Source organism: Spirillospora sp. NPDC047279 (assembly GCF_040643285.1).
GTDB lineage: Bacteria > Actinomycetota > Actinomycetes > Streptosporangiales > Streptosporangiaceae > Spirillospora.
Window position 1 is genome coordinate 550,018 of record NZ_JBEYUA010000002.1, and the last position, 22,472, is coordinate 572,489.

General features: G+C 71.9%; 18 protein-coding genes. 9 read left to right on the plus strand and 9 right to left on the minus strand.

The window, feature by feature from the left end; translation table 11 throughout:
* The first annotated feature begins 39 nt into the window (after positions 1 to 39).
* The 3 genes from ABZ810_RS06690 to wrbA all read left to right on the plus strand — a co-directional run bounded on the left by ABZ810_RS06690 (position 40) and on the right by wrbA (position 4,214).
* Positions 40 to 2,253, plus strand: a complete 2,214-nt coding sequence (locus ABZ810_RS06690; RefSeq protein WP_358400060.1) for a DHA2 family efflux MFS transporter permease subunit — start codon at positions 40 to 42, stop codon at positions 2,251 to 2,253.
* Between the two features lie 20 nt (positions 2,254 to 2,273).
* Positions 2,274 to 3,521, plus strand: coding sequence for a glycosyltransferase (locus tag ABZ810_RS06695; protein WP_358400063.1), 1,248 nt, complete (start codon positions 2,274 to 2,276; stop codon positions 3,519 to 3,521).
* Positions 3,522 to 3,605: 84 nt separating this feature from the next.
* Positions 3,606 to 4,214: an NAD(P)H:quinone oxidoreductase gene (wrbA, locus tag ABZ810_RS06700; protein ID WP_358400065.1), complete on the plus strand. Its 609-nt coding sequence runs from the start codon at positions 3,606 to 3,608 to the stop codon at positions 4,212 to 4,214.
* Positions 4,215 to 4,324: 110 nt separating this feature from the next.
* On the opposite strand, the gene ABZ810_RS06705 is transcribed toward wrbA, so the two are convergent.
* The 4 genes from ABZ810_RS06705 to ABZ810_RS06720 form a co-directional block, all read right to left on the minus strand.
* Positions 4,325 to 5,353 carry an alpha/beta hydrolase family protein gene (locus ABZ810_RS06705; protein WP_358400066.1) on the minus strand — a complete coding sequence of 343 codons (1,029 nt, stop codon included), beginning with the start codon at positions 5,351 to 5,353 and terminating at the stop codon, positions 4,325 to 4,327.
* The gene (locus ABZ810_RS06710; RefSeq protein ID WP_358400324.1) at positions 5,343 to 8,228 is read right to left on the minus strand and encodes an MMPL family transporter; all 2,886 of its coding nucleotides are present in this window, start codon (positions 8,226 to 8,228) and stop codon (positions 5,343 to 5,345) included. The genes ABZ810_RS06705 and ABZ810_RS06710 overlap by 11 nt, the downstream gene beginning before the upstream one ends.
* A 132-nt stretch (positions 8,229 to 8,360) precedes the next feature.
* A complete protein-coding gene (locus ABZ810_RS06715) occupies positions 8,361 to 10,271 on the minus strand; it encodes a fatty acyl-AMP ligase (protein WP_358400069.1) in 1,911 nt (636 codons plus the stop codon).
* 362 nt (positions 10,272 to 10,633) lie between these two features.
* Positions 10,634 to 11,104 (minus strand): hypothetical protein, encoded by a 471-nt coding sequence (locus tag ABZ810_RS06720; RefSeq protein ID WP_358400071.1) that lies wholly within the window; start codon positions 11,102 to 11,104, stop codon positions 10,634 to 10,636.
* Here ABZ810_RS06720 and ABZ810_RS06725 point away from each other — a divergent pair.
* On the plus strand, positions 11,103 to 11,279 hold the full coding sequence (locus ABZ810_RS06725; RefSeq protein WP_358400074.1) for a hypothetical protein: 177 nt from the start codon (positions 11,103 to 11,105) through the stop codon (positions 11,277 to 11,279). The genes ABZ810_RS06720 and ABZ810_RS06725 overlap by 2 nt on opposite strands.
* A 1,231-nt stretch (positions 11,280 to 12,510) precedes the next feature.
* Positions 12,511 to 13,260 (plus strand): IclR family transcriptional regulator, encoded by a 750-nt coding sequence (locus ABZ810_RS06730; protein WP_358400077.1) that lies wholly within the window; start codon positions 12,511 to 12,513, stop codon positions 13,258 to 13,260.
* 136 nt (positions 13,261 to 13,396) lie between these two features.
* Here the strand turns inward: ABZ810_RS06730 and ABZ810_RS06735 are convergent, their stop codons facing one another.
* Positions 13,397 to 13,759 (minus strand): YkvA family protein, encoded by a 363-nt coding sequence (locus tag ABZ810_RS06735; protein WP_358400080.1) that lies wholly within the window; start codon positions 13,757 to 13,759, stop codon positions 13,397 to 13,399.
* A gap of 221 nt (positions 13,760 to 13,980) precedes the next feature.
* Here ABZ810_RS06735 and ABZ810_RS06740 point away from each other — a divergent pair, with 221 nt between their 5' ends.
* Positions 13,981 to 14,337: a nuclear transport factor 2 family protein gene (locus tag ABZ810_RS06740; protein ID WP_358400083.1), complete on the plus strand. Its 357-nt coding sequence runs from the start codon at positions 13,981 to 13,983 to the stop codon at positions 14,335 to 14,337.
* A gap of 196 nt (positions 14,338 to 14,533) precedes the next feature.
* Positions 14,534 to 15,535 (plus strand): hypothetical protein, encoded by a 1,002-nt coding sequence (locus ABZ810_RS06745; protein ID WP_358400086.1) that lies wholly within the window; start codon positions 14,534 to 14,536, stop codon positions 15,533 to 15,535.
* 7 nt (positions 15,536 to 15,542) lie between these two features.
* Here the strand turns inward: ABZ810_RS06745 and ABZ810_RS06750 are convergent, their stop codons facing one another.
* The 3 genes from ABZ810_RS06750 to ABZ810_RS06760 form a co-directional block, all read right to left on the minus strand.
* On the minus strand, positions 15,543 to 16,136 hold the full coding sequence (locus ABZ810_RS06750; RefSeq protein ID WP_358400089.1) for a septal ring lytic transglycosylase RlpA family protein: 594 nt from the start codon (positions 16,134 to 16,136) through the stop codon (positions 15,543 to 15,545).
* 518 nt (positions 16,137 to 16,654) lie between these two features.
* Positions 16,655 to 17,911: a hypothetical protein gene (locus ABZ810_RS06755; RefSeq protein ID WP_358400092.1), complete on the minus strand. Its 1,257-nt coding sequence runs from the start codon at positions 17,909 to 17,911 to the stop codon at positions 16,655 to 16,657.
* 361 nt (positions 17,912 to 18,272) lie between these two features.
* Positions 18,273 to 19,382 carry a ferritin-like domain-containing protein gene (locus ABZ810_RS06760; protein ID WP_358400094.1) on the minus strand — a complete coding sequence of 370 codons (1,110 nt, stop codon included), beginning with the start codon at positions 19,380 to 19,382 and terminating at the stop codon, positions 18,273 to 18,275.
* Between the two features lie 151 nt (positions 19,383 to 19,533).
* Between ABZ810_RS06760 and ABZ810_RS06765 the strand changes: the two genes are divergently transcribed.
* Together ABZ810_RS06765 and ABZ810_RS06770 are read left to right on the plus strand one after the other, a co-directional pair.
* Positions 19,534 to 20,736 (plus strand): sensor histidine kinase, encoded by a 1,203-nt coding sequence (locus ABZ810_RS06765; RefSeq protein ID WP_358400096.1) that lies wholly within the window; start codon positions 19,534 to 19,536, stop codon positions 20,734 to 20,736.
* A 9-nt stretch (positions 20,737 to 20,745) separates the two neighbouring features.
* Positions 20,746 to 21,750, plus strand: coding sequence for a PHB depolymerase family esterase (locus ABZ810_RS06770; RefSeq protein ID WP_358400099.1), 1,005 nt, complete (start codon positions 20,746 to 20,748; stop codon positions 21,748 to 21,750).
* Between the two features lie 66 nt (positions 21,751 to 21,816).
* Here ABZ810_RS06770 and ABZ810_RS06775 read toward each other — a convergent pair whose 3' ends face one another.
* On the minus strand, positions 21,817 to 22,416 hold the full coding sequence (locus ABZ810_RS06775) for a hypothetical protein (RefSeq protein WP_358400101.1): 600 nt from the start codon (positions 22,414 to 22,416) through the stop codon (positions 21,817 to 21,819).
* Between the last annotated feature and the right edge of the window lie 56 nt (positions 22,417 to 22,472).

Sequence of the window (22,472 nt, forward strand, 5' to 3'; positions counted from 1 at the left end):
GCTTTGACCCGCGGTCGTTACAGATGGGCACTGGCGGTGGTGGCCGTCAGCGCATTCATGATCACCATGGACAACACGGTGGTCACCAACGCGCTGCTCACCATCATGCGCGACCTCGGCATGTCGAATTCCGCGAAAGACTGGGTCGCCACCGGTTACATCCTGATGTTCTCCTGCCTGATGATCGCGGGCGGGCGGCTCACCGACGTCTACGGATGCCGGCTCACGTTCACGGCCGGAATGGTCATCTTCACCGCGTCCTCCGCGGTCTGCGGCCTGGCCGGCGACGAGGCGATCCTCATCCTCGGCCGCATCGTCCAGGGCGCCGGGGCGGCGCTGGCCCTGCCCGCCACCCTGGTCATGGTCACCGTCGGCCGCACCGACAAGCAGCGCTCGATCGGCACGATCGTCTGGGTCGGCGCCGCGTCCGGCGCCACCGCCCTCGGCCCGGCCATCGGCGGCTTCATCGTCCAGCACTGGCACTGGGGCTGGATCTTCCTGATCAACATCGTGCCGGGCATCCTGGTCATCCTGCTCGGCCTGGTCGTGCTGACGTCCAACGGCGAGAACAAGGACGCCCGCGTCGACCTGCCCGGCGTGCTCATCTCCGCCACGCTGGTCTTCGCGCTGGCGTACGGGCTGGAGACCGGGCGCAAGCACGGCTGGACCGACCCGTCGGTGCTGAGCGTCTTCGTCCTCGCCGTCATCGCCCTGGTCTGCTTCATCGTGGTGGAGAGCTGGGCGCCCGACCCGATGATGAACCTGCGGTTCTTCCGCAACCGGGTCTTCGTCGGCGGCCTCCTGTCGCAGATGCTCTGGGGCATCGGCTTCAACGGGATGATCTTCTACTCGGCCACGTTCCTCCAGCTCTACCTGGAGTTCTCGCCGCCCGAGGCGGGGCTGGTCATGATGCCGCCGGCCATCGCCATCATGGTGCTGACCCCGTTCGCCTTCTGGCTGGCCGCCAAGCTGGGGCCGCGCCCCATCATCGGCGGCGGCATGGCGGCGATGGCGGTCGGCATGATCATGTTCTCCACGCTGCAACGCGGCGACGGGTTCGCCGACCTCATGCCCGGCGTGATGATCGTCGGCATCGGCTCGGCCCTCTGCATGCCCCTGGCCATGTACGTGCTCAAGTCGGTCCCCGAGGACCAGTCCGGGGTCGCCAGCGGCATCCTCAACGTGATCCGCGAGGTCTCCGGCGCGTTCGGCATCGCCATCGTCGGCATCCTGATCCACGAGGTCCCCAAGGCCGGCGCCGGCGGCGCGAGCCTGGAGGACTTCCGCGAGGGCACCTCCAACGGCCTCATCCTGGGCGCCACGCTCGTCCTCGTCGGCGGCCTGATCAGCGGCCTGACCCTGCCGAGCCGGCGCGGCTGGCTGGGCCCCAAGCACGGCAAGCAGTCCCGCCACCTGCCCCCGACCGCCCCCGCCACGGCCGCCGCGGCGGTGCGCGCCACCAGCCCCGACCCGATCCCGGTCCTCGCCGGCGCCCGGACCGCCCCGACGACCGCACCCCTGGCCGAGACCTGGCCAGAGCCCGAGCCGCTCCTCGGCACCCGATCCACGTCACTCCCGGAGCTGGACCCCACCGACCGCCCCGAACCGCTCCCCGAGCTGGGAGCGCAGCCCGAACCCGACCTGCCGCCACATGCGCGCCCCGACCTGCCGCCGCAACCACAGCCCGAGCCCGAGCCGCGCGCCGAACTCCAGGCGCAGGCGGGGCCGGAGTTCGAGCCTCCGGACGAGCCGCGACCGCCCAGGCCACGACCCGAGCCACTGGCGCAGCCGCAGACCGAGCCGGAGTCGCGAGCCGAGCCACGGGCGCAGGGCGAGCCGCAGCCGCAGGCCGAGGCGCAGTCGCGGGGGCGGGGCGAGGCTGAGTCCGCGGTTCCGGCGGAGTCGCGGCCGCCGAGGTCGCGGCCGGACCTTCAGGTGCTGGCCGCCCCCACCGAGGCCGAGCAGGTCATGCCGGTCGAATCCGAGGTCGGCGAGGGTGGCGAGACCGGCGCCGTGCCGCCGCCCGCGGTCGAGCCGGCCCCGATCAAGCCGCGCTACCCGGCCAAGCCCCGCTACCCGGCGAAGCAGGTGCCCGCCGATCCCGCGCCTCCGGCGGAGGACGGCGTCTGGCCGCCCCCGCCGCCCGACGGCTGGTACCGCCCCTACACTCCCAGCGACAGCGCGCTCCAATCCACCGAGGCCTGGGACGGCGACGACGACGCCGCCCGTACCCCGCGTGGTGACGCCTGGTGACACCCCCCTGAAGAGGCATCGTGAACCGTCGCATCGTGATCTTCGCCGCCGGGTCCCGGGGCGACATCCAGCCGTGCGCGGCCCTCGGCCAGGCGCTCGTCGCGCGTGGTGACCACGTACGGCTGGTCGCCAGCGGCCGGTACGCGCGGCTGGCGGAGTCCGCCGGGCTCGAACTGGCGCCCCTGACGGCGGACCCCACGGAGATCCTCGAGTCGGACGAGGGCCAGGAACTGCTGGCCGGAGGCCGCAACCCCGTGAAGTTCCTCGGCGGGTTCCGGCGCATCATCGGCCCGATGGCCGAACGCCTGCTCGCCGAATGCCTGGACGCGAGCAAGGGCGCCGACCTGCTGCTCGGCCCGACGCTGGGCTCGCTGCCGCAGCACATCGGCGAGCACCTCGGCGTGCCGTGGGCGTTCGTGCACTTCCAGCCGAGCCAGCCGACCGGCGCGTTCCCCCACCCGTTCGTGCCGCAGGCGGGGCTGCTGGGCTCCTGGGCCAACCGCGCCAGCTTCCTGGCCGTCGACCAGATCGCCTGGCAGCTGTCGCGGCCGTTCATCAACCCGTGGCGGCGGCACGACCTGCACCTGCCCGCGCTCTCGCTGCGCGGTCCGATGCACCGCGTGCGGCGCGAGCGGCGGCCCGTGCTGGCCTGCTTCAGCCCGGCGGTGGTGCCGCGCCCGGCCGACTGGCCTGCGTACGTCCACATGACCGGCTACTGGTTCCTGGACGAGCCCGCCTGGCAGCCGCCGGCGGAGCTGGCCGGCTTCCTGGAGGCCGGGCCGGCCCCGGTGTACGTGGGCTTCGGCAGCATGATCCCCAAGGACCCTGCGATGACCGCCCGGCTCGTCCGCACCGCGCTGAAGCTGGCAGGGGTACGCGGCGTCGTCCAGGGCGACCCGGCGACGTCCGACAACGAGGTGTTCGCGGTCAGCGACGTCCCGCACTCGTGGTTGTTCCCCCGCATGGCGGCGGTCGTCCACCACGGCGGCGCCGGCACCACGGCGGCGGGGCTGCGCGCGGGCGTCCCGACGGTCGTCACCCCGTTCTTCGGCGACCAGCCGTTCTGGGGTGAACGCGTCGTCGATCTGGGCGCGGGCCCGACCCCGGTGCCGTTCGGGTCGATGACCGTCCCGCGCCTGGCCGCCGCGATCCGCACCGCCGTCGGCTCGCGCGACATCGCCGCCCGCGCCGCGTCCCTCGGCCGCGAGATCCGCTCCGAGCGGGGCGTGGAGAAGGCCTGCGAGCTGCTCGACCGCCTCACCGCCTGACGCCCGCACCGGCCGGGCCGCCTCACGTTTCGCGGGGCTGCGTCGTCCTACAGACAGGACCCGCAGAGGGAAGGGAACCCCACCATGCAACCCGTGAACGTCGCGGTCATCTACTACAGCGCCACCGGCACCGTGCACACGCTGGCGCAGGCCGCCGCCGAGGGAGCGCGGAAGGCAGGCGCCGAGGTGCGGCTCCGCAAGGTCGCCGAGACCGCGCCGCCTGAGGCCGTCGGCTCCAGGCCGGAGTGGGCGCGGCACGTCCAGGACACCGCCGACGTCGTCGAGGCAGGCCTCGACGACCTGGAGTGGGCCGACGCGGTGCTCTTCGGCACGCCCACCCGCTTCGGCAACCCGGCCAGTGCGCTCAGGGCGTTCATCGAGACGACCGGCGCGCTGTGGTACCAGGGCAAGCTCGCGGGCAAGGTGTACTCGGCCTTCACCGCCTCCAACACCGCACACGGCGGGCAGGAGTCGACCCTGCTGGCGCTCGGCAACACGTTCTACCACTGGGGAGGCGTCATCGTGCCGCCCGGCTACACCGATCCCGTCCAGTTCGAGTCGGGCAACCCCTACGGCACCTCCCACGTCGCGGGCGACGGCCCGCCCGGTGAGGTGACCTTGCAGGCGGCCCGCCACCAGGCCGGCCGCGTCGTCGACATCACGGCCGCGCTCAAGGCCGGCCAGGCCGCCTGATCCAGCCGGGGCGAGGGCGCCCGCAGCGTGGTCAGGCCGGTCCGGTCACACGGTCCGGTCACACGGTCCGGTCACACGGTCCGGTCACACGGTCCGGTCACACGGTCCGGTCAGACGCGGCGGGCGCCGATCGCCTTCATCATCAGCGGCCAGGAGGTGTGCATCTCACGCTTCCAGTACGGCCAGCTGTGCCGGCCGTTGCCGTAGATGTGCGCGGTGATCGGCACGCCGAGCTGCTTGGCGCGCTGGGCGAACTGCTGGACGGTCGGGCCGATCGCCCGCTCGCTCATCAGGCCGATGTCCCAGGGGGCCATGTCCTTCGGGTCGAACGGACCGGGCTTGCCGGTCGTCCCGGCCGACACGTAGAAGCGGGTCGAGCGCATCTTCGGCAGCAGCTTGATCGGGTCGTGCGCGTCCCAGTTGGCCCGGTCGAGCACCGGCCGCCCCCAGATCGCGTACGGGTCCACGCCGTTGCCGCTGTTGGTGTACATCAGCAGCGCGGGGATGCCGGGAGAGGTCATGGACAGGACGCCGCTGAAGCACGCCGCGTAGCGGAACATGCCGGGCGAACGGCCCGGGTAGGTGCAGGCGCCCTGCGCACCGGACGAGATGCCCATCACGGCCCGCGAGCCACCCGCGTTGTAGTTGCGCTCCACCAGCTGGCGCACCTCGCGGATGTGGAAGTCCTCCCAGCGCGGACGGCCGCCCTTGCCGTAGTTGTACCAGTTGGCGTACGAGCCGTTGGCGCCCTCGGGCATGACCACGATGACGCCCCACTTGCGGGCGAGCGCCTGGATGTCGGTGCTGCGGGTCCAGGACGTCCAGTTGTCGCGACCGCCGTGGTAGGCGTACACGACGGGCCAGCTCTGCCGGGACCCGTACTTCCAGCCCTTGGGCAGCAGCACGCGGACGTTCTGCTTGGCGCCGAGCGCCGGCGACTGCACGGTGAAGTCGAAGGCCGTCTTGCCCTTGTTGAGCCACTTGTAGCCGGCGATGTAGGCACCGCCGTCCGCCTTCTTGAACGCGGCGGCGTTCGCGCTGGGAGCCGCGCTCAGGGGCAGCACGGTCGCGCCGATGACGGCCGCCGCGGAAGCGGCCAGCGTCCTCCGGGCGACACGGCGACGTGACTCAGTCGGCATCGTTGTCCTCCACTGTCCTCCAGCGCCACCCCGACCCACCGGGATTCGGAACTATCTCACGTTTGGTGCGAGTGGGGCGCGTGGGTCGGGGCTGGGGCGGACCGTCCGCCCACGGGTTCCAGGGGGCCTGGGGCGCCCTGGGGTCCGCGGCCGGGGGCGGCGTGGACGGATTCGCCGAGGTGGGCGGGTAGGCCGCGGATCGCGGCCGTGGCGGCGGGCCCTCAGGGCCCGCGGAAAATCGTTGCGAGAACGTGTCACGTGGCGCGCCGTTGTAAGGCCCATGGGGCGGCCGCGGACCGTCGCCGCCTTGCGGAGGCTGCGGCGCGTCCGGATTCTGGAACACGACCTGCGGGGCGCCGCTCGGTGCGCCCGGGTTCTGGAAGACCACCCGCGGCGCGCTCGGCGCCGCCGGATTCTGGAAGACGACCCGCGGCGGCTCCGAAGCCGTGAACACGCCCGGCTCGGGCGATCCCACCGGGCCGCGCGGCGCGTAGCGCGCGGGGGGCCTTCCGGCGGCCGGAGCGGCCGGAGCGGCCGGAGGCGCCGTCGCGGGCACGGCGTTCGCGGCGGTCTCCTCCCAGCGCATCGCGTAGGGATAGGGCTGCTCGTCCGGCAGGCGGGCCGGTGCCGCGGCCACGGCGGCACCCGGGAGGTCGTCGCGTTCGCGGAGGTCCATCTTCGCGTGCAGGCTGGCCAGCGAGGCGGGCAGCCACCAGTTGGCGGAGCCCATGAACCGCATCGTCGCCGGGACGAGCAGCGACCGCACCAGCGCGGCGTCCACGACCACGGCCACGAACATGCCGACGCCGATGAGCTTCACGACCGTGAGACCGGCCATGCTGAACGCGGCGATCACGACCAGGAACAGCAGCGCGGCGCTGGTGATGATGCCGCCGGTGCGCTGCATGCCGACCGCCACCGCGGCGCGGTTGTCGTGCGTCCTGTCCCATTCCTCGCGGATGCGGCTGAGCAGGAAGACCTCGTAGTCCATGGACAGGCCGAACACGACCGCCAGGATGAGGATCATGCTGGTCGCCTCGACGCTGCCGGTCGGCGTGAAGTTCAGGATCCCGGCCAGATGCCCGTACTGGAAGCCCCAGACGACCACGCCGAAGGACGCGCCGATGGACAGCACGTTCATGACGATCGCCTTCAGCGGCAGCACCACCGAGCCGAAGAACATGAACAGCAGCAGGAACGTGGTGAGGAAGACGACCACGGCCATCTTGGGCAGGCTGCGCATCAGCGCGTCCATGAGGTCCATCTGCGCCGCGGTGCTGCCGCCGACGTCGATGTGCATGGGATAGCCGTTCTTCATCAGGCTCATCCCGCGGATCCCGGAGACGAGATCCTGGGCACGCTCGTCCATCGGCTCGTACTTGTGCGTGACCGAGATGCGCACGCCGCCGTACGACCCGGAGTAGCCGGTGAACTTCGCCTGCGTGACCCCCTCGGCGTCCTCCAGCTGCTTGCGGAAGGTCTCCAGGTAGGGCGGGATGTTGTCGCCGCTGCGCACCGGCTTCCAGTCGCGCGGGATCAGGTCTCCGGAGACCACGACGTCGATCGGCTCGGCGCTGCCGTTGGGGAACTTCTCCTTGACCGTCTCGACGACCGCGCGGGTCGGGCTCTCCTTGGGCAGGACGCGCGCGTCGACGCTGCCGAACTGCACGCTCAGGAACGGGCCGAACAGCACGCCGAGGATCACCAGCGTCACCGCGAAGTACGGCAGCGGGTGCTTCATGACGCTGTGCCCGAGCCGGTACCAGAAGCCGCTGTCGGGGTCGCGGCGCGAGCGCTTGGAGTCGGGCCGCCGCCACGGCATCCGGCCGGCCTCGACCCGCGTGCCCAGCAGGGCCAGCAGGGTCGGCAGCAGGACGACGGCGCCGAACACCGCGACCAGGACGGTGGCGATGCCGGCCAGGCCGATCGTGCGCAGGAACATCTGCGGGAACACCAGCAGGCCGGCCAGCGCCGCCGAGACGGTGATGCCGGAGACCGCGATCGTGCGGCCGGCCGTGCCCATGGTGCGGGCGAGCGCCGCCTGCTGGACGGGCCGGAGCGCGCGCCGGTAGGCCCTCTTCTCGGCCTTGCGCTCGCGCCTGCCGCCCGGGACCCTCTTCCAGGGTTTGCCCGGGTCGATGCCGCCGGCTCTCATCCCGCGATCGAGCTCCTCGCGGAAACGGCTGACGATGAACAACGAGTAGTCGATGGCGAGGCCGACGCCCATCATCGTGACGACCTCGAGCGCCATGGACGTCACGTCCGTCAGGTACGTGACCATGTGCAGCACGGCGAAGCCGCCGACGATGGAGAACAGCGCCACGATCAGGGGCAGCACCGAGGCGGTGAACGCGCCGAACACCACGACCAGCAGGATCAGCAGGATCGGCAGCGAGATGATCTCGGCCCGCACGATGTCGGTGACGACCTGCGTGCCGAACTCGATGTTGAGCGGCACCGCGCCGCCGAGCTCGGTCTTCAGGCCCGGCGCGTTCAGCTGCTGCTTGATCGCCTCGTAGTGGGGCCCCTTCTCGAGGTCGGTGCCGGCCAGCTTGAGCGCCACGAACGTCATGCGCTTGTCGTGCGAGGCGAACGGCGCCGCGTCCTGGGCGTCGAACGAGTAGTACGAGATGACCTCGGCGACCTTGTCCTTCGGCAGCCGGGACACGGTGGTGACGACGCTGCGCATGTACTCCGGGTCGTCGACCGTCATGGTGTCGCTGCTGTAGAGCACCAGGACGTCGGGGTTGGTGCTGCCGAAGTAGGTGGCGCCGAGCTTGGCGACGAGGGTGGAGGACGCCTTCGGGTCCTCGAAGCCGCCCTGCTTGAACTTGGCGAAGACGCCCAGCCCCCAGCCGCCCGCCAGGACCGTCATGATCACGATCAGGACGAGACTGGTCCAGCGTCGTCGGTGAATGAGACGCCCCAGCCCGGCGAGCATGATCCTCCCGTAGTCCCTCGTCCTCGCGTGCTATCGACGACCGTCCCGCATCGGCCGCCGCGCCGTCTACTGCTTGCGGCCGGCCAGCCTGGCCTCCGTGGTGGGCAGCTCGCCCGCCTCGTACCGCTGGCGGGTCGCCGCCCGGGCGATCTTCCCGCTGGACGTCCGGGACACCGCGCCCGGCTCGACCAGCAGGAACTCGTGCACGCTCATCTCGTGCTCGACGTTGACCGCGGCGCGGACCGCGGCCTCCACCTCGGCCGTGTCGAGGCGGCCGAGGGGCACCCGCCGGTTGCGCTCGGCGATCACCACGAGCAGTTCGGTCTCGCCGCCCTGGAGGGCGAACGCGGCGACGTGGTCGGGGCGGATCGCGGGGTGCGCCTCCTGCGTGGTGACCTCGATGTCCTGGGGGTAGTGGTTGCGGCCGTCGACGATGATGAGGTCCTTGATGCGGCCGGTGACGTACAGCTCGCCGTCACGGATCACACCGTAGTCGCCGGTCTTCATCCACGGCCCGGCGGGCAGGCCGCCCGGCTCGGCGAGCTCGCCGCCGAAGGTGTCCTGGCTGCGCTCGGAGTTGCGCCAGTAGCCCGGCGCGGTGTTGGGCCCGTGCACCCAGATCTCCCCGACCCGGCCGTCCGGCTGCTCGACGCGGGTGTCGGGGTCGACGATGGCCACGATCTGGCCGACCGCGTGCCCGCACGACACCAGCGTGCTGACCCGGTCGGCGTCGCCCGCGCCGTCGCCCGCGCCGTCGCCCGCGCCGTCGCCCGCGCCGTCGCCCGCGCCGTCGCCCGCGCCGTCGCCCGCGCCGTCGCCCGCGTCGTCGCCCGCGTCGTCGCCCGCGTCGACGAGCCGCAGCTCGCCCTGCGTCAGCGCGGCCCGGTCGGCGGTGATGACCTTGGGCGGCACGTCGTCGCCGTCGGCCGTGACGAACACCGTCGCCTCGGCCAGCCCGTACCCCGGCACCTGGGCGCCCGGGCGCAGCCCGGCCGGCGCGAAGGTGTCGGCGAACGTCGACAACGTGGAGGTGCGGATGGGCTCGGCGCCGTTGAGGCAGGCGGTGAGGCCGGTGAGGTCCAGCGCCGCGACCTTCTCCGGGGTCGCCATCGACGCGACGTACTCGTAGGAGAAGTTGGGCCCGGCCGTGTAGACGTTCTTGCCCGGGCGTTCGGCGATCAGTTCCAGCCAGCGCAGCGGGTTCATGATGAACGAGACCGGGTCGGTGTAGATCGCGTGGTCGCCGTTCACCATCGGCATCGCCATCGTCGCGATGAGGCCCATGTCGTGGAAGAGCGGCAGCCAGCTCACCATCTCGGGGTCGGGCCGCTCGGGCGCCCAGCCGGCCCACAGCTGCGCCGCGTTCGCCGTCACGTTCCCGTGCGTGATCTCGACGCCGGCCGGCCGGCGGGTCGAGCCCGAGGTGTACTGGAGGTACGCCAGGTCGTCGAAGCCGATCTCCTCGTCCCGCCACTGGCCGGACAGCTCCAGATCGACCTCCTCGGCGAAGATGATCTCCTTGGGCTGCGGGACGTCCTGGTCGGCCAGGAACTTCTCCACGTGCGGCAGCGCGTTGCGCGAGGTCACGATGACGGTCGGCTCGGCGTCGCGGTAGGCCCCGATGAGCCGGTCGGCGTGGCCGGGCAGGTCGGGCGAGAACAGCGGCACCGCGACGACGTGCGAGTGGAGCGCGCCGAGCATGGTCATCATGTAGTCGAGCGTCTGCGGCAGCAGCAGCGCCGCACGTTCGCCGGGCTCGGTGGACTGGCGCAGCCGCACCGCCATCGCCCGCGCCCGCCGGTCGGTCTCGGCCCAGCTCAGGGTGATCTTCACCCCGGCCGGGTCGAGCGAGTAGTCGACGAACGTGAAGGCGGGGGCCTCGGGCTTCTCGGCCGCCCATCGCGCGACTCGCTCGATCAGTGGCGTGCGGCCGGAACCGCCCGGCTGGAGTTCGGGAAGCAGAGAGCCCAGTGCCATAGATCCATCTCCCGGGGGGAAGTGCCTCGCGGCGCCGTAAGGGGGTGGGCGCGGTCGGTCGGCGGATGTGAGCGCGATGGCCGGACGACGGTCGGGCGCCCCCAGCACACGGCTACAGAACGTTCGTGCAGCGTGAAGCTACCCGAAGGTAAGCATGAGGGGCTTTAGCTCTCAGACACATAAGAGCCGGACCCCTTTGTCACCGGAGTGACAAGGGCCATTTCGCTCGAAATTAATGCGTTCCGACGCGGTCACCGACGGTCATCGATCATGATTTCCCACCGTCGTCCCCGCGATGCCGTGCCGGGCGGCCAGTTTATGACGCGATCACCGATTCGGCACCTCAGGCCGCCATTCCACCGTCAGGCGTTCCGGCGGCGGGTCAGCCGCCGCGCCAGGGCCGCGAACGGCCGGGCCCCGCGCCGTTCACCGCCTCCGGCCGCCTCGGCCGCCCGCAACGTCTGCGCCAGCACGAGCCGCCGCCGCAGCACGCCGAGACAGGCGGCGACCCACAACAACGCGATCTCCCCGACGAGCGCGATGCCCAGGACGACGGCCCAGGACGTGCCCTCCTCGCCCTCCTCGGTACCGCTCGGCGAGATCAGGGTCATCTGCGTCCCGTCCGAGGACGGGGCGGCGGCCGGCGACGGCAGCACCGGAACGTTCGGGGCCGCCTGCGGTGCGTTCATCGGCGGCAGGACGGCCAGGTCCTGAACCGGCGGCGCCGCGGGAACGGGCTGAGACTGCGGCGCGGCCGGCACCTGTGGATAGAGCGGCGCCGCGGGCATCTGCGGGGCCGCGGGATACAGCGGCGCCATCTGGGGTGGAGCCATGGGCGGCCGGGCCATCGGCGGCGGCGCCATGGGCGGCGGCACCATCGGCAACGCCCCCGAAGCCCCCCGCGGCCGCCGTTCAGGCTTCCTGGTCATGCGCGGCCGCGGACCCACCCTGGGCCGGCTCGGCGTCGCGCTCACCCCAGGCCTCACCGAAGGCGAACCCCCCTGCTGAACCCCCGGCACCCCCGAAGAACCCGTTCCTCCCGGCCCCCGTGTAGCGGCAGGCGTCCGCGAAGCCTTGGCCGTCCCCGAAACCCCAGGCGTACCTGAAGCATCGGGCGTACGCGAAGCCGCCGCGGTCCCCGGCGCAGGCGAAACCCTGGGCGTCCGCGAGACCTTGGGCGGACCTGAGGCCTTGGGCGGACCTGAGGCCTTGGGCGTCCGCGAAGCGCCGGACGACTGAGCGGTCCCGGGCGTGAGCGAAGCCGCCGGAGGGCGGGACGAACCTGGCGTCCCGGAAGCCACCGGCGTCCGCGACCCACCCGGCGGACGTGAAATCTTGGGCGTCCGCGAAGCGCCCGAGGTCTGGGAATCCCTGGGCGAGCCGGAGGCCGCCGGAGTCCGGGACGAACCCGACGGCCGGGAAGCACCGGGCGTACCCGAGGCACCAGGCTTACGCGTAGCACCAGGCGAACGCGTGGCACCGGACGTACGCGTGGCACCGGACGTACCCGAGGCGCTGGGGGTGCGTGAAGGGTGGGGCGGGGACGAGACGGTCGGCAACCGCACGGAGAGCGTCGACTCTCGGGTGACGTTGGAGGCGCCCGCCATCGCGACGATCCGGGGCGCACGCGATGCGTGCCCCGTCCGCTCCGTCCCTGTCGACTGCGCCGTCCCCATCGAGCGCTTCGCCCCTGTCGAGCGCTCTGCCGGTGGGATCTTCACCGTCACCTGGAGCAGGCGCTCTCGGGCGAGGTCGCCGAGCGAGCAGCGCAGGCGGTGGCCGCCGGGGCTCGCCGTGCACTCCTTCGGATGGGCGGCCCAGGACAGGGGCCGCTCGGCGACCAGCCTGAGGGCGGTGGAACGCGCGACGCCGCCGCTCGTCCTGACCTCGACGTCGTAGGTGCGCAGCAGGGCGGCGCCCACGGCGTTCTTGCCGGTGGGCGTCAGCACCGTCATGAGCCGTACGTCCGCGGCCCTGACCTGCGGCCCGCTGAGGAACACCGGTGGCACGACGAGCACGCCGCTCAGCGCGGCCGCGCTCCACCGCCGGATCCTCGTCCCCCGCCGCGTAGGCACGCGTTCCCCTCTCGTCATGCTGGCCGACTCGGGGGGACGGCACCGCTCGGCACCGGACGCTAGGAGTATTGCCAGGTGAGACCCATCGTTAACGTCCCACCCCGCTTTCGCACAGCGAAATACCCGCTCCGTACAATCGAGGCTCGCGACGAAGGGAGACACCGGTGGCAGAGGCCGTACGGTCGCTGGAGCGTGCTTTCGAGCTGCTGGAGCACCTGGCGGACGCCGGCGGCGAGATGGCCCTGTCCGAGCTGACGGAGGCCTCCGGGCTGCCGATGCCGACGATCTACCGGCTGATGCGGACGCTGGTGAACCACGGGTACGTGCGGCAGGAGCCGTCCAAGCGCTACGCGCTCGGCCCGCGCCTGATCCGCCTCGGCGAGGGGGCCGGACGCATGCTCGGCGACTGGGCGCGCCCCACCCTGGCCGGGCTCGTGGACGCCATCGGCGAGACCGCCAACATGGCCGTTCTCGAAGGGGACGAGGTCGTCTACATCGCGCAGGTGCCCTCACGCCACTCGATGCGGATGTTCACCGAGGTCGGCCGCCGGGTCCAGCCCCACTGCACCGGCGTCGGCAAGGCACTCCTGGCCCAGCTCCCCGAGCCCAAGGTCCGCGACATCCTGGCGCGCACCGGCATGGCCGCCCAGACCCCGCACACCTTCACCGACCCCGACGCCCTCGTCGCCGAGCTCGCCCGCATCCGCGACCAGGGGTACGCGCTGGACGACGAGGAGCAGGAGATCGGCGTCCGCTGTGTCGCCGTGGCCCTTCCCGGCGCCCCCACGCTGACGGCCCTCTCGGTCTCCGGCCCGTCCGCGCGCATGACCGCCGCGACCGTGACCGAGGTGGTCCCCCTCATGCGGGCCGCCGCCACCCGCTTCACCGCCGAACTGAAGCCCGCCGCCTCCTGACGCCCAACCCGCGAGCAGCCCCGTCCGCGAGCGGCTTGAAGGGGCGGGCTTCGAGGGGTCGGGAGGCAGCTAGAGGCTGGGACGCGAAAGGCCCGCGCTCTTTTCGAGGCGGGCCTTTGCGGGAGGTGGTGTCGGGTCAGTCGATGACTTCGCCCACCACGACGTGGGGGCGTCCGCCGCGTTCCCAGGCGACGAAGTCGCCGGCGGCCTTGACGAGGGCGGCGGCGAGCCACAGGGCCATCGCGGTGTCGTCGGCGAGGCCGACGATCGGGAAGACCTCGGGGATCGCGTCGAGCGGCGAGACGATGTAGATGAGGCCGAGGGCCAGGAGGCCGAGCGTGCCGAACGACATGCCCTTGTAGTCACCGCGCAGGACGGACTTGATCATGCGCGGGACGGCGCGGACGCGCGTCCACATGCCCGGGGCGTCGGGCTGCAGGGTCTCGCTGTAGATCTGCCAGGCCTGACCGGCCGCGGCCGCACTGCGCTTCTTGTTCACAGGCCACTCCCACTCGGACGTTCTGAGGGCGCGCCCCCGCGACGCCCACGACTACCTATGACGTCCAAATTGGCCGGGTTGTTCCCTGTGTGGCCCATGACACTGATCACGGAGGGGTTGGCCGGAGCCGGTCACCGGGATCCCGGACATCAGAGATCCCGAGTAGCCTGCGCAGCCCCTTTAGTCCCATATGCCCGGCTCGCCCCACCCCTGGAGCTGTGATGCAGCGGAGTATCGAGGCCATCGTCCGCAGCTACTACGATCACGTGGACGCACAGCGGCTCGAAGAGCTGCTGGCCCTGTTCCACGACAAGATCGAGTACGAGCGGCAGGGCACGCCGCCCATCGTCGGAATGTCCGCGCTGCGGACTTTCTACGAGGCCGGACGTGTCATCGAGGACGGCACCCACCGGCTCGACCAGGTGCTTCCCGGTGACGACTGGGTCGCGGTCCGGGGCAGCTTCGAGGGGCGGCTGCGGGACGGGCAGCACGTGCACCTGCGGTTCACCGACTGGCACCACTTCCGGGACGGGAAGATCATCCGCCGGGAGACCCTCTTCCCAGGACGGACCGTCTGAGCCCTTGCCGAAGAGATGAAGTCTGGTTACCTCGGGTGAGCATTCCATCACACTCTAGTATCACCTGAGGTGATTCGGCGGTGTTTCCGGACGTCCGCTGGGAACATGACGTTCGGGACCCCTGGGTGCCGGAGGGCGCCGACTCCACGTCCAGCGTGGTCGACCAGCCCGTCGAGCCCGGGAGCTGAACCAGGACATGAGCGGCGAGCGTCCGACCCAGCCCGAGATCAGCCGACCCCTCTCCGGTACCGCGGCAGGCACCACCTACCTGGCGCTGCCGCCCACCGCCATCGACGCCCGCCCCGCGGGTCCCACCCGGCTTCTCATCGCCTGGCCCGGGTTCGACCCGCCCCGGGCCGCGGCGGCGCTCGCCGCCGCGATGCCGCTCACCGGGGTGCCGACCTGGCGCGTCTACCTGGACCTGCCGGCCGGCCGCCATTCGCTCGCGTCCGGCGACCTCATGGAGGACGCGGGCGTCGAGCGGTACGTGTCGACCGTCGAGCAGGCCGCCGCCCACGTGCCCGCCGTGCTGGCGGAGTTGCGCCGCGACCTCGGCCTGGACTGCGGGCCCGTCGCGCTCGCCGGGTTCTCGGTGGGCGGGACGATCGCGCTGCTCACGCTGGCCGAGGGCATCGTGCCGGTGAGCACGGCGGCGGTCGTCGCGCCGGTCATCGCCCCCTCGCGCGCCGTCCGGTTCCTGGAAAAGCGGGCCGGACGTGAACGGGGATGGACCGAACGCGGTCGCGCCCTCGCCGAACGGCTCGACCTCGGCGCCCGTGCGGGCGACCTCGGCGGCGCCCCGCTCCTGATGCTCGGCGGCGCCAAGGACCGGCTCGTCCCGCCCAACGAGGTCACGGCGCTGCGCGACCTGCTCAAGCAGCGCGGCGCCGCGGGGGTCGAGTCCGCCACGTTCCGGATGGGGCACGAGCTGGCCGACGAGCCGGGCACGCAGGCGCGGCCCCCGACGACCGAGGCCGTACGGGTCGACGGCGTGCTCTCCGACTGGTTCCGGGAACGTCTCGCCACGGTCGGCTCCCAGCCGGCCCCTCAGCCCGCCATGACCCGGCCCCCGGCGGAACGGCCGGAACAGGCTGAACGGCCGGAACAGGCTGAACGGCCAGAACAGGCTGAACGGCACCGGCCCGCGGACGAGCCGGTGCCGCTGCACCATCTGGAAGGGGCGAGGCTCCACGCCTGACGCGGCCTCAGGCGCGGGCGAGGATCTGGTACCGCACCGGGATCACTCCGGACCCGGTCCCCCCGACCTCGGCCATCGCGGCCTTGGAGAGGTCGAGGCAACGACCGCCCACGTACGGGCCGCGGTCGTTGATCCGCACGGTGACCGACTTGCCGTTGTTCTTGTTGGTCACGCGGACCTTGGAGCCCATCGGCAGGGTCTTGTGCGCCGCCGTGAGCTCGCTGGGGTCGAACTGCTCCCCGCTGGCCGTCGGCTGGCTCTCCCAGTAGTAGGAGGCCTCGCACGAGCCCGAGCCGACCACCTTGACGGCGGACTTCTTCGGCTTCGGCTTGGGCTTGGCGGTCTTGGGCTGGGGAGTGGGGACCGGTGCCCGGTCCCCGCCCCGGCTCGCCCGGCTCGGCGTGGCCCGTGGCGGGTCCGCCTGCGGGGTGATCGGCTGCCGCGCCGCCTGCGCCTCCCGGGCCGGGGCGGCCTTCTCGCCGCCACCTCCGCTCGCGAGTGCGGCCCAGCCACCGGCCGCGATGACCGCGACGGCGACGCCGGCGGCGATCAGGATGTTTCGAACACGGAACGTGGGGTGGTGCTTCGAACGGCTACCCACAGGGTTTCCTTCGATCGGGGACAGGTCCCCGGACGCCCGGCGGGATCAGATCAACCGCCGTTCACGCGCGGCCGTTCAGGCGTCATGACAGGCCTGAGTGCATGGCCGCGCAGGGCCGGCTCTCCGAGGTAAACGACCCCGTGAGCCCTCGCCGCTCCGCGCCTTCGCAAAGGCGCACCGCGTCATCGCGGGAAAACCGGCGTCCGGTGGTGCGGCAGCCGGTTTTCCACACTCGATCGGTTGTGGCCCCCGCACACAAGTCCCAGACCGTACGTCGTGTTTCCGCGAAATCAAGCAAGCGGAGCCGTCTTTGTGGGCTTTGTCACGTCGACTTTGGCCGAGCGCAGTGGATCGTATACGGAGGGTAAAGAAATGTAATGATCGATTTTACAATGCCGCTGACCGCTGATATCGGCCCGATAACAAGGGTGTGCGGCACTTTTCGCCGAACGCGAACGGGGCGCCCGGGGAACGCGTCACGCGCTCCCGGGCGCCCCGTGGGAACGCCGGTCGGGCCGTCAGTGGCCCAGCGGGACGACCGGCAACTGGGGCGTGGCGGGAACGGCAGGGAGCGCGGGCAGGGCGGGCAGCGCGGTGGCGGGCATCACGCCGTTCAGGCCCGGCAGGCCGCCGAAGATGCCGCTGAGCCCCGCCTGGGACGCGGGCAGGCCGGCGGTCGCGCCGGTCATGGCGGCGTCGGCCGCGGTGCGCACGGGGGCGGTGACCTGGTGACCGGCCACGGTCACCCCGTCGAGGGCGTCGGTCGCCGGGACGGGCGCCTGCCTGGCGCGCTTCCCGATGCCCGGGACGGCCGGCACGGCGCCGGTCAGGCCCTGCGGGTTGGTCAGGCCGCCGACCTGCGGCAGCGCCGCGCCGTGGGCGGCGGCCGTGCCGAGCAGACCGCCGACGGTGTCGGTCACCGCGTCGCGCGACTGGCGGCGCTGAGAGCCGGTCAGGCCCTTGGTGACCTGGGTGGACTTGGTGACCTGGGTGACCTCGGTGAGCCGGCCGATCTGCCCGACGGGCAGGCCGGCGGCCATGCCGTTGATCGGCAGGCCCTCGGTGACGCCGTTCAGCGGCAGCCCGTCGGTGAGGCCGCCGAGCGGGGCGGGCGGGGGAACGTCGATGGGGCGGGGCGTGCGAGCGCCGGAGGCGGCCGCGGTCGTTCCGGCGGCCTGGCCGGACAGGCGCTCGAGCGGCACGCACCGGGTGACGCCGAGCTCGCGGGTGACGCCGCCGGTGCCGGGGGCGCCGTCGATGGTCATCGCCGAGACGGTCATGCCGCCCATGGGGTCGCGGACCTGCTTGTTGAGCATGACGACCACGCCGGGGTCGGCGGTCGGGACGCGGAAGCCCGCGGGCGGCGCGGCCGGGATGCCGGCGGGCAGCGCCGCGCCGGCGGTGCCGGTGCCCAGGATCCGGGTGACGCCGCGGACCGTGCCGTCGGCGGCGGCGGTGCACTGCGCGACGACGCCGGCGAACGCCATGTCACCGTCGGCGGTCTTGAGAACGCCCTTGCCGAGGCGGGCCACGGCGCTGCGCGAGCCGTCCTTGGCGCGCTTGACCCCCGCGGTGCCCTTGGCTGTCGCGAGCACGCCCTCGACCTTGACCGCGGACAGCTCGGAGGTCACCGGGTCGAGGAGATCGGCGGCCGGTGCCGGCGCGACGTTGCCGACGGCACCCTTGACCGCGCCGACCGGGTCGTCGGCCGCGTGCGCCGGCGCGGACGCGACGCCCAACGCCAGGGCCACCGGAGCGAGCACGGACGCCCTCATGAGGTTCCTTGCAGATCGATTCATTATTTCCCCCCGGGGGTTCGACGTTTGACCCTGGACGTGGTGGCGCGGCGGGCGGGAGATCCATTTCGGTCCCGGCATCCGATCGCACCGTCGAGCGGGGAGATTAGTACAGAGACTGGCGTCGCACAGTGAATTACAGAATGAATTGAATGACGCGGTGAAGATCTACGAGAATGGATCTGTGCCATTCGGCCCGCCGGACATGTCCGGTCATGTCCTGGCGTTTATGGCCGCCGCTTTGATCGCCACTGGGGCCGCAATTGCACGCACGCCGCAGCGGGGACGCCCCGGATGCCCTCCGGAACGTCCCCGCATCTTTACTCTCGTGAGGCCCGGGCTATGCCGGGCCGGCGCCGAGGACGATGGCCTCGTCGACCTCCTGCTTGCGGACGGCCAGCTCCTGCGCGTGCCGCTCCTCGTCCACCTTCTCGGCGATCTCCTCGTCCTGGCGCATGAGCGCCTCGAGGTCGGCCTTGGCGTTGTCGAGCACGCCCATGTCGAGGTAGGCGTCGCGGACCTTGTCGCCCCAGAGCCCCACGTCCTTCACGCAGGGCACGATCCTGCTGAAGAGGAGCGACTGATAGAGCGTGTACATGTCGGAGTTGTCGACGTATTCCATGCACTTGTCGAGCGGCATCTCCAGCTGCTCGAAGACCTCGCGCCCCTTGAACCGGTCGCGCATCAGATAACAACCCTCGACCACGAACTCCTCGCGCTCGGCGCGCTCCTTGTCGGTGAGCTCGGAGTAGAAGTCCTTGAGCGCCAGCCGGCCGAACGCGACGTGCCGCGCCTCGTCCTGCATCACGTACGCGAGAAGCTGCTTGACCAGCGGGTTGGTCGACATGTCGCGGTAGAGCCCGAACGCCGCCAGCGCCAGCCCCTCGATGAGCACCTGCATGCCGAGGTAGGGCAGGTCCCAGCGGGAGTCCTCCAGCGACTCGGCCAGCAGCTTGGCCAGGTCCTGGTTGATCGGGTAGTACATGCCGATCTTCTCGTGCACGAAGCGCGTGTAGAGCTCGACGTGCCGGGCCTCGTCCATCGTCTGGGTCGCGGCGTAGAACTTCGAGTCGAGGTCGGGGACCGACTGGACGATCCGCGCCGACACGTTCAGGGCACCCTGCTCACCGTGCAGGAACTGGCTGAACAACCACGCGCCCTGATGACGGCCGAACTCGTCGCGCTCCTTCTGCGTCATGCGGTCCCAGATCTCCGACCCGAAGAGCGGGTTGAAGTGCTCCGGCAGCCCGGCGACGTTGTCGGGGTCGACCTCGAGATCCCAGTCGATGCGCTTCTGGGCGTCCCACTGCTTGTCCTTGCCCTTCTGGTAAAGGTTCAGCAGCCGGTCGCGCCCCCCGTCGTACTCCCAGGTGAAGCGGGCGTCGCCCGCCATCGGCACATTCCAGGTGTCCTGCGGCACCGGGGTGGTGTAGCGGTCGTAGGAACTCACCTTCGAACCTCCTGCGAGACGCGGCCCTGACCTAACCCTGTGATCTGGCCCACCGCTTTACATACCTTCGTAACATGTAAAGCGGTGAGCCGCCAGACCCGAATGTGCCGCCAGGTGCCCGGTATCGTCCCGCGCTACCGTGTTGAGCCTGATGACCGTGATGACAAGGCTCTTCGCCCATACCGGCTCCGACGCCGGCGCCGGCGACATGGACAAGGCGGAACGGCTGCGGCGCGCGTTCTGGGTGTCGTTCGGGCTGCTCTACCTGATCCCGGTGGCCGTGGCGGTGGCCCACTACTCCGGGACGCGCCGCGTGCTCGGCGCCGCCGGGCTGGCGGCGTTCGTCGTGACCTACCTGGCGGTGTCGCTGAGCAGGCACTGGGGAGCGCCGATCACGCCGGTCACCTGGCTCCTGTTCGGGATCTTCGCGACGCTCGCGATCGGCCTGCCGCCCGCGTTCGGCGAGGACCTCATGGGCATGCCGATCTACCTGGCGGTCGTCTGCGCGATGGTCCTGCCGTTCCGGTGGGCCCCGGTCGGAGTGGTGGCCGCGGCGCTGGTCCCGGTCGCCCAGGCCCAGACGTTCGACGTCGGCCGGTGGGCGCCCGTGGTGATCGGCGTGAGCGCGTTCTCGTTCGGCATGATGATGCTCGCGTTCCGGCACTCGCGCATGCTCGTGCACCAGCTCCAGGAGGCGCGGGCCGAGGTCGCCCGGCTGGCCGCCACCGAGGAACGCCTGCGCATCGCCCGCGACCTGCACGACCTGCTCGGCCACAGCCTCACCCTCATCGTGCTCAAGAGCGAGCTGGCCAGGCGGGTGGCCGACCGCGACCCGGAACGAACGCTCGGCGAGATCGGGGACATCGAGTCGGTCGCCCGCCAGGCTCTGACCGACGTGCGCGCCACGGTCTCCGGCTACCGCCGCCGCGACCTGGCCGAGGAGCTCGACGCCGCCCGCGCGGCGTTGCCGTCCGCCGGCGTCGAGCCGGAGATCCGCGTCTCCGGCGTCCCGCTGCCCGACGAGATCGACGCGCTGCTCGCCTGGGCGGTGCGGGAGGGCGTCACCAACGTCGTCCGGCATTCCCAGGCCGGCCGCTGCGCCATCACGCTCTCCCGCGACCCCGGCGGCGCCGCCGTCCTGGAGATGCTCGACGACGGCCCGGTCACCGCGGCGCACCGACCCGGCAACGGGCTGACCGGACTGACCGAACGGTTCGCGTCGGCGGGCGGCACCCTCACCGCGGAGGCGGTCCCGGGCACCGGCTTCCGGTTGACCGCGCGGGTGCCCGTCGCCGAGGAGGCGGACGCCGAGATCAGGCGACTCGACCGCCCGGCACCCGGGCGGGCCCAATAACATCGAGCGATGCGCCGGCCCTTCCTCGTCCCGCTCGCGCTCGCGTGCGCGCTCCTGACCGGGTGCTCGGGCACCACCGGGTCGTCCGCGTCCGCGCGCTCGCCGTCCCCGGCCCCCTCGCCCGCGCGGTCCGAGAGCCCGCGCCTGGCCGGCACCGTTCCGAGCTCGGGGTGCGAGGGCCACAAGGCCGCGTCGGCCGCCACGGGACAGCACTCGTTCGGCGGCCGGTCGTACCTGCTCACGCTGCCCGGGAACCACGGCGGCCGGACGCCGGTGCCGCTGGTCGTCGACCTGCACGGGCTGCGCTCGACCGGGTTCCAGCAGGCCGTGTACGGGCGGATGGCGACGGTCGGCTCGGCGCGCGGGTTCGCGGTCGTCGAGCCGGAGAGCGCCGGCGACCGCACCGGCTGGAAGCTCCCCGGCATGACCGGCGGCGCCGCCGACATCGCCTACGTCGGCGCGCTGCTCGACCACCTCGAACGTACGTTGTGCCTCGACCGGCGCCGCGAGTTCGCCACCGGCTTCTCCAACGGCGCCGGGTTGTCGGCGGCGCTGGTCTGCGGGCTGCGCGGGCGGCTGGCGGCGGTCGCCCCGGTCGCCGGCCTCAACCTGGCGCGACCCTGCGCCACCGCCCGGCCAACCACGATCATCACGTTCCACGGCACCGCCGACCGGGTGCTGCCGTACCGGGGCGGGGCCCCCTTCGGCGGCGACCGGCGCCAGATCCCGGGCTGGATGATGCCCACCAACGGCGTCTTCGTCCTGCCCGCGGTGCCGACCCTGGCCGAGGGCTGGGCGCGGACGTTCGCCTGCGCGAAGACCAGGCGCGACGTCCCGGCGCGCGGGATCGTGCGGGTCAGCCGGACCGGCTGCAAGGCGGGGGTACGGGTGGAGCTCTACACGGTCAGGAGCGGCGGGCACACCTGGCCCGGCGGGCTGCCGCTCGGCCTCGGCCGGACCACCGACCAGATGGACGCGACCAAGCTGATCCTGGACGCCTTCTCCCGAACCTGACGACCGGCGTCCCCGGCATGCCCGGCGCCCCGGCACGCCCCGCGTTCCCGGCGTGCCCCGCGCGGATCAGCGGGACTGGAGGGCGTCCAGCGCCACCGCCTGCGCCAGCACGAGCCGGCGGTCCAGGTTGGGGTCCTTGATGTCCACGACGTAGCGGTCGCGGAGGCCGAACTTCTTCTCGACCGAGAAGACGATCTGGTCGCCCGCGTAGAAGTCGAAGTGGTAGGGCCAGGCGAACGGGATGTTGTTGGCGAACGGGATGAACTCCCAGACGCGCCGCAGGATGGCGACGTTCTTGTTGCGCTCGCTGCCGGTGGCCACGCCGAGGCCCGGCTGCTCGAGGTGCCAGGTGGACTTGAAGAGCGACTTGGCGAAGTCCTTGCGGAACAGGCCGATCGCCTGCCCGGACGGGCTGGTCACGTCGTACGTGGCGCCGACGTCGATCATGCTGCGGGCCTTGAAGCCGAGCATCGGCCGGGACTTGCTGTCGTCGGTGTAGAGGGTGACCTGCTCCTTGAAGGCCAGGCGCTTCTGCTGGGCGAAGGCGACCATCTGCCCCTCGGAGCCGCCGGGCGCCTCGGTACGGACCTCGTACTGGTTGACCATCATGCGCACGCGCTGCCGCACCAGGAAGCGGCTCTGTGACTGGAGCTTCTCGAGGTCCACGGGGACACCTGATTCTGTTGTGGTTCGGGAGGAATGCGGCGAGTGTGCCACATACA

Coding starts and splice junctions, on each gene's coding strand:
- wrbA (WP_358400065.1), top strand. CDS start 3,606: ATGCAACCCGTGAACGTCGCGGTCATCTACTACAGCGCCACCGGCACC.
- ABZ810_RS06705 (WP_358400066.1), bottom strand. CDS start 5,353: ATGCCGACTGAGTCACGTCGCCGTGTCGCCCGGAGGACGCTGGCCGCT.
- ABZ810_RS06710 (WP_358400324.1), bottom strand. CDS start 8,228: ATGACGGTCCTGGCGGGCGGCTGGGGGCTGGGCGTCTTCGCCAAGTTC.
- ABZ810_RS06715 (WP_358400069.1), bottom strand. CDS start 10,271: ATGGCACTGGGCTCTCTGCTTCCCGAACTCCAGCCGGGCGGTTCCGGC.
- ABZ810_RS06725 (WP_358400074.1), top strand. CDS start 11,103: ATGGGCGGCCGGGCCATCGGCGGCGGCGCCATGGGCGGCGGCACCATC.
- ABZ810_RS06720 (WP_358400071.1), bottom strand. CDS start 11,104: ATGGCTCCACCCCAGATGGCGCCGCTGTATCCCGCGGCCCCGCAGATG.
- ABZ810_RS06740 (WP_358400083.1), top strand. CDS start 13,981: ATGCAGCGGAGTATCGAGGCCATCGTCCGCAGCTACTACGATCACGTG.
- ABZ810_RS06745 (WP_358400086.1), top strand. CDS start 14,534: ATGAGCGGCGAGCGTCCGACCCAGCCCGAGATCAGCCGACCCCTCTCC.
- ABZ810_RS06755 (WP_358400092.1), bottom strand. CDS start 17,911: ATGAGGGCGTCCGTGCTCGCTCCGGTGGCCCTGGCGTTGGGCGTCGCG.
- ABZ810_RS06765 (WP_358400096.1), top strand. CDS start 19,534: ATGACCGTGATGACAAGGCTCTTCGCCCATACCGGCTCCGACGCCGGC.
- ABZ810_RS06770 (WP_358400099.1), top strand. CDS start 20,746: ATGCGCCGGCCCTTCCTCGTCCCGCTCGCGCTCGCGTGCGCGCTCCTG.